At 64.1% G+C, this 6,234-nt stretch carries 6 protein-coding genes, 1 tRNA gene and 1 pseudogene; 4 read left to right on the top strand and 4 right to left on the bottom strand.

Annotation, left to right across the window (positions count from 1 at the left end; genetic code table 11):
* Nucleotides 1-552 precede the first annotated feature (552 nt).
* From BG35_RS12690 to BG35_RS0105335, 3 genes are all read left to right on the top strand, one after another.
* The gene (locus BG35_RS12690) at nt 553-681 is read left to right on the top strand and encodes a photosystem I reaction center subunit VIII (protein WP_152535180.1); all 129 of its coding nucleotides are present in this window, start codon (nt 553-555) and stop codon (nt 679-681) included.
* A gap of 72 nt (nt 682-753) precedes the next feature.
* Complete coding sequence (locus BG35_RS0105340; RefSeq protein WP_025782015.1) at nt 754-1,245, top strand: photosystem I reaction center subunit XI; 492 nt, start codon at nt 754-756, stop codon at nt 1,243-1,245.
* Nucleotides 1,246-1,367: 122 nt separating this feature from the next.
* The gene (locus BG35_RS0105335; RefSeq protein ID WP_051506158.1) at nt 1,368-2,996 is read left to right on the top strand and encodes a glucose-6-phosphate isomerase; all 1,629 of its coding nucleotides are present in this window, start codon (nt 1,368-1,370) and stop codon (nt 2,994-2,996) included.
* A gap of 19 nt (nt 2,997-3,015) precedes the next feature.
* Here BG35_RS0105335 and BG35_RS0105330 read toward each other — a convergent pair.
* From BG35_RS0105330 to BG35_RS10475, 4 genes and pseudogenes are all read right to left on the bottom strand, one after another.
* Nucleotides 3,016-3,104, bottom strand: a tRNA-Ser gene (locus BG35_RS0105330).
* Nucleotides 3,105-3,121: 17 nt separating this feature from the next.
* Nucleotides 3,122-4,251 (bottom strand): annotated as a pseudogene (gene alr / locus BG35_RS10480) (alanine racemase).
* 269 nt (nt 4,252-4,520) lie between these two features.
* Nucleotides 4,521-5,204, bottom strand: a complete 684-nt coding sequence (locus BG35_RS0105320) for a DUF3386 domain-containing protein (RefSeq protein WP_025782013.1) — start codon at nt 5,202-5,204, stop codon at nt 4,521-4,523.
* Between the two features lie 27 nt (nt 5,205-5,231).
* Nucleotides 5,232-5,786, bottom strand: a complete 555-nt coding sequence (locus tag BG35_RS10475; protein WP_161632541.1) for a rhomboid family intramembrane serine protease — start codon at nt 5,784-5,786, stop codon at nt 5,232-5,234.
* Nucleotides 5,787-5,898: 112 nt separating this feature from the next.
* Here BG35_RS10475 and BG35_RS12400 point away from each other — a divergent pair.
* Nucleotides 5,899-6,234 (top strand): biotin/lipoyl-containing protein (locus BG35_RS12400; protein ID WP_034417213.1); only part of this gene is annotated, 336 nt, incomplete at its 3' end.

Here is a 6,234-nt window from a genome sequence, read left to right as displayed (position 1 = left end):
GCCGCAGCAGGGGGAGACAGGCAGGGTCTCCCCAGACCACCATGTCTTCCATGGCGTCCAGCCGGGCCTGTGCCCCCCTGTCATAGGCGGACTGCAAATACCGCAGCATCTGTCGCCGTTGCTGTGGACCCATGGGCCGGATCCGCCCCACCCCCTCAACCGTTGCCGGTTGCTCGCCGGAAGGGGAGGGAGGAAAGCTTTCCTCTGCCTGAACGGGATTCTCAACCTCGGCAGCATTGGGGCGTTGTGGGCCGGATGGGCCCCGGGTTCTCAAAGGCCGCCGGCGCCATAGCGCCAGAACGGCTCCCACGAGAAGCACGAGAAGAAGGATGACGACACCAGCAGGCAATAGGGTCTTCATGGGGAAATCCTATCCTCTTCCCCGGAGCTACAGGGGATTGAACTTTTATATCACCCCCAGGCTGTGATCACTGCCGTCGATGCTGGCCCCTATAGGGTTTGAGGCGTCAATTGTGGGCATGCGGTCCCCAGACTGTCCCAAGTCTACCGGGGCGCTGTCAATGATTGAAACAGCCCTTTGCTCTGTCCGGCATGACTGTTGATTTCACCATTGGCGACTACGCCGCAGCGTGGATGCCATCCGTGTTTATCCCCCTTGTGCTCATCAGCGCTTTCGTGGCCATGGGCATCCTGTTCACCGTTGTTGAATCCACGGACTGATCCGGCGACTTTGCCGCCGCCCCGCCGCACTTTGTCTGCGGCGTTTCCTGATTAACGTCTCCCTCGCCAACCATGACCGTCACCCCCGTCGCGGACCCCACCGTGGGGAACCTGGCCACCCCCTTCAATTCCAATGCCTTCATCAAGGTCTTTCTGAATGCTTTACCGGCATACCGACAAGGCCTCTCCCCCAACCGCCGTGGTCTGGAGGTGGGCATGGCCCACGGCTTTTTCCTCTATGGCCCTCTGACCATCACCAGCGCCCTGAGGGCCACCGACGCGGCCGCCACCGCCGGCCTGTTGGACACGGTGGTCCTGGTCACCGTGCTCACCGTTGCCTTGTCCCTCTACGGGACCGCGGGCAGCGCTCCCAAGGTGCAGCCTCCTTCCGTCACCATTCCCAACCCACCGGCCGACCTGTTCACCAAAGCCGGCTGGGAGGAATTCGCCAGTGGCTGGTGGCTTGGGGGCTGTGGCGGCGCCGCCTTTGCCTGGTTCCTCTGTGGGACGGACCTGGTGCGTCCCCTGGTGGAGATGGCTGCGCACGTCTGGAGCGTGGGCTGATGCCGGCCTGACGAGGATGTTCGCCTTGCCTTGCCCGGGGGAGTTTCCCTAAAACACACCTTGGGCGGGCAAGACCGGGGGCCCATATGGCTTAGCGTTGGGTCAACCGGCATGTGGCCTGGATGAGCTTGGCTCCCCAAATCCCCTCCTTCCCCCCTCTTGAGACCACCAACCACCAGCAGCTCTGGGAGCGATTCTGTGGGTTGCTCTGGCACGACGAGGCATTGGGCTTTTGGTTGGATGCCAGTCGCATGGCCTTGAGCCCGGACGTGCTCACCGGCCTTCAGCAGCGCTTTGAGCAGGCTTTTGCGGCCATGGCGGCCCTTGAGAAGGGGAGCATTGCCAATCCTGACGAGCAGCGGCAGGTGGGCCATTACTGGCTGCGGAACCCGTCACTGGCGCCGGACCCCGCCATCACCGAGGAGCTTCAGCAGCAGCGCCAAGCCATGGCCGCCTTTGCCCAGGGGGTGCTGGAAGGGTCCATCACCACCTCTGCCGGAGCGGCCTTCACCGATGTGGTGTGGATCGGGATCGGCGGCTCGGGGTTGGGACCCCTGCTCATCGTTCACGCCCTGCAGCAGACCGGCGTTGGCCTGCGGTTCCACTTTATTGACAACGTGGACCCGGAGGGTATGGGGCGCACCTATGGGGAACTGGGGGAACAACTCAAGACCAGCCTGGTGATTGTGGTGAGCAAATCCGGCAGCACCCCGGAACCCCACATCGGCATGGTGCAGACTCGCCGCTGTCTGGAGCAGTTGGGGGGGCAATGGCCGGCACAGGCGGTGGCCATTACTCTGCCGGGCAGCAAGCTGGATCAGCAGGCCGCCTCGGAAGGCTGGCTGCGACGTTTCGCGCTCCATGACTGGGTGGGTGGGCGCACCAGCATTACCTCTGCCGTTGGTCTGCTGCCCGGTCTGCTGGCGGGTGTGCCGATGGAGGACTTCCTTCGCGGGGCGGCGGCTATGGACAGCGTCACCCGGGAGCCCTTGCTCTGCGGCAACCCTGCTGCGCTCATGGCCGCCAGTTGGTTCGTGGCCGGCTCAGGGCGGGGAGCGCGGGACATGGTGGTTTTGCCCTATCGGGACCGCCTGGAGGTGTTCAGCCGCTACCTGCAGCAGTTGGTGATGGAATCCCTCGGCAAGCGCTGCGACCGGGACGGGGTGGCGGTGCATCAGGGCATTGCGGTCTACGGCAACAAGGGCAGCACCGATCAACACGCCTATGTGCAGCAGCTTCGGGATGGAATCGATAATTTCTTCGTCACGTTTATCGAAGTCCTCAAGGATCCCGCCGCCGGTTCCGACATGGAGATGGAGGAGGCTGATAACCCCGGGGACCTGCTGGACGGATTTCTCCAAGGCACCCGCACCGCCCTCACCGAAGGCGGCCGCCAGAGCATCACCATCACCATGGAGCGCCTGGGCCCACGGGAGTTGGGGGCCCTGGTGGCCCTGTTTGAGCGGGCAGTGGGGCTCTATGGGGAGTTGGTGAACGTCAACGCCTACCACCAGCCCGGCGTGGAAGCAGGCAAAAAGGCTGCCGCCGCTGTGCTGAGTCTGCAAAAACAGGTGGCGGCCCGTCTGGACGGCACACCCCGCACGGTTACGGAAATTGCCCAGGCCATCGGGGCGCCGGAGCAGGTGGAGCGGGTGTTCTGGATCCTGCGGCACATGGCCCTCAATCAGCCCTGCCTCCAGGTGGAGGGTCCATGGGGGCGTCCCCGGACGCTGCGCTTTTCCAAGGGCTGAGGACGGGGATCGGAAGGAACGGAGAGGGAGGGATTCGAACCCTCGACAGAAGTTGCCTCCTGTAACTCCTTAGCAGGGAGCCGCTTTCAACCACTCAGCCACCTCTCCAGTGGCACTTCAGCCTATCAGTTTATGGTCAATTGGCCACCATGCCCCGTTGAATGGCCGGCCCGTAACCGGGGCAGACGGCTGGAGAAGCCGCAAAGAATGTCCCAGGGGATGGTGCCACAGGTGCGGCTCCACTGGCGTGGGCTGATGGATGCGGCTCCATCCTTCCCCAGCAGGGTGACCACCGCGCCTGTATGCAGTTGGGGATGGTCGGTGGCGTCAATCATCAGTTGATCCATGGTGATGGACCCACCTGGGGTAGCCGGCGCCCCCCATGGAGAACACCCATGCGGCCGGACAGAAGCCGTGGCACACCATCGGCATAGCCAATGGCCGCCACCGCCAGGCGGCTGGGGCGTTGCGTGCGGTAGCGGTGGTCGTAGCTGACCCCCGTGCCGGCAGGAACGGTTTTGAGGATGGTGACCCTTGCCCGCACGGCCATGGCGGGCTGCAGGGGCAGTTTGCCCTCCAGGTGTTCTGCCGAAGCATGGCCGTAGAGGGCCAGCCCAACCCGCACCATGTCGTAATGAAGGCCGGAATCGGTCATGGTGGCGGCGGAATTGGCCAAGTGACGGCAAAACCTGGGGGGTTGTCCGTTGGTCAGCGCAGCCAGCACCTGATCGAAACGCTGTTGCTGCTGCCGCGTCAGGCCGGGATCAACAGCATCGGCAGCAGCCAGGTGGGAGTAGATCCCCTCCACCCGGAGGCCATCCAGGCGCAGGATTGCCTGAGTCAATGCCGTCCCCTCCTGCCATGGGACACCCAGGCGGGTCATGCCTGTGTCCAGATTCACGTGGACAGGCAGACAGGCGCCCGAACGACTCGCCACCGTATGGAACAACCGGGCCTGGTCCAGGGTGCTGATGGTGGGCAGCAAACGCCAGCGCAGGCAGGCATGGGCCTCGTCAATCAGGCTCAGGTGGCCCAGCACCAGAATGGGCTCCTGCAGCCCCTGGCGACGGAGACCGACGGCTTCCGCCAGGCTGGCCACCGCAAAGGCATCGGCGCCCCCCGCCCGGGCAGCTTTGGCCGTGGCGCCGTCCCCATGGCCGTAGCCGTTGGCCTTGACCACGGCCATGAGTTTTACATGGGGACCAATCCTCCGGCGCAGCAAGCGGGTGTTGTGGGTAATGGCCCCTTCATCCACCTCGACCCAGGCTCTGGAGTCTTGAAGGAGACCCCCCGGAGTGGACTCTGGCTGAGTGTGGGAACGCAGTGGAGCCGTTGGGGCAGTTGGCACAACACGTCAACCATGACCTGCTCAACCATACCGCTCAAGTCATTCTCCTCCCGCTCATCCTCCAGGGCCGCTTCCCACGGTTCCGTCTGTCAGCGCCAAGCGGCCCAGGTGTCGCGATCCGAGAGTGGTCATCCCGGCCAACGTCACCTGGCCGCCCGCCGCCAATATCTTCTGGGTCAGGAGTCCTGTGCCCCCAAGGGCTCCAGATCCAGAAACCGGAAGTTCTGCTCGTTGCCGTCACAGCGGATCAACCGCTCCCGCAAGGTCCAGTGGCCACTGGTCAGTGGCGCAAAGGTGTCGCTGAACTGCTGTTCCGGACCCAGGAACTCACCACTGCGGGGATCGCTGTAACGGCTCCGGTAGTGGCGGCTCAGGTATCCCGCACCCGTCTCGGTGACGGCATCGGTGTGGATGGTCACCACCTGGCCGTGGATATGGCGATGAACCATGGTCACCACGTCGCCCCGGATGCGATAGCGGTCGCCCGCGGCCTTGCCGGTGACAATCACCTCCATGCCTACGGAATCGGTATCACCGGCAACAAAGCCGTTGTCCCCATAAACCTGGGCAAAGGGGCGGCGCACCCGGTGAATGGTCACCTCCCAGAGTTGGTTATGGACGGCCTTGGTCAGGTCCTGATCCGGCAGGCCTTCAACCCGGGCTTTCAGGTCCGGCCCAACTTGGAAGGCGCCGGTTACCGTGTTCCCGCCGCTGGCGACCTCACAACGCCCCCGATACCCGGGGAAGCCCTGGTCCCAGGTGTAGCGATTCTCATAGGCGGCCTGAAACGCAAGGCGGCAATCCGCGCCTGGTTTCAAGGTGGGCGCAGAGAGACGGGCGGGCACGATGGTGGCGGTCATGGTGTTGTGGAAAGTCAGTCAAAGACATTACCTCCGCCAGATCCACCCCAGCCCGAAGCCGGCCAGAAGGCCCCCCAGATGGGCTTCCCAAGCCAGATTGGGCACAATCAGGGGAAGAGCGGCGTTAATCACGAGCCAGAAGCCCAGTTGTTTCAGCAGGCTCCTTCCCAAAGGGGTTTTTCTCCGGCGAACCGCTGAAGCAAGCCACACCCCCAACAAGCCGAAAACGGCGCCGGAAGCGCCCACGGCAACCGCGTTGGGATCGCCCAGAAAGATGAAAAAGGCGCTTCCCGCAACGGCGCAGGCGCCCCAAAGCAAGCCGAAGCGGAGCGGACCCAACCCCTGCTCCACCTGTGGACCCAGGTTGTAAAGGGCCAGCATGTTGAATGCCACGTGCATGACGCCTTGGGAGTGGAGGAGGGTGACCGTAAACATGCGCCACCACTGGCCATCCGTCACCAGCCGGTTGGCCAGGGAGAAGATCTCGAAAAGCTGCTCCCAGAGTGGGGGCCAAAGCCAACTGAGTAGATGGATAACAACCGTGACGACGACGATTCCGGTGGTAACAGGGGCTCTGGACACGCAGCGCTGCGGGCTGTGGGCCACCATAGCGGCAGCACAACCACCGCCAACAGCGCGATGCCCTGGGTCCGGGACGGGAGTAGGATGGATGACTGCACAAATCGGGCGGTGAATGGCCATCCATGAGATCTTCATGCCGGCCCTGAGCTCAACCATGAGCGAGGGGAAGATCGTGTCCTGGCTGAAACAGCCTGGAGATGAGGTGAAGAAGGGGGAAGCGGTGCTGGTGGTGGAATCGGATAAAGCCGATATGGACGTGGAGTGTTTCCACAGCGGCACGCTGGCCGCGGTCCTTCTGCCGGCAGGCGGCACCGCCCCGGTGGGGGAAACCCTGGCGCTGGTGGCGGAAACCGCCGCCGAGGTGGAGGAAGCCCAAGCCCGTGGCGCTGTGGCCCGCGGCGCCGAGGCGGCAAGCCAGCCTCCCGCCGAGAGCACGGCGCCAGCAGCG

Origin of the sequence: Candidatus Synechococcus spongiarum SH4 (assembly GCF_000586015.1) — a bacterium.
GTDB lineage: Bacteria > Cyanobacteriota > Cyanobacteriia > PCC-6307 > Cyanobiaceae > Synechococcus_B > Synechococcus_B spongiarum_F.
The sequence above is the reverse complement of the archived record's forward strand: the minus strand, read 5'-3'. Positions and strand labels throughout refer to the sequence as shown.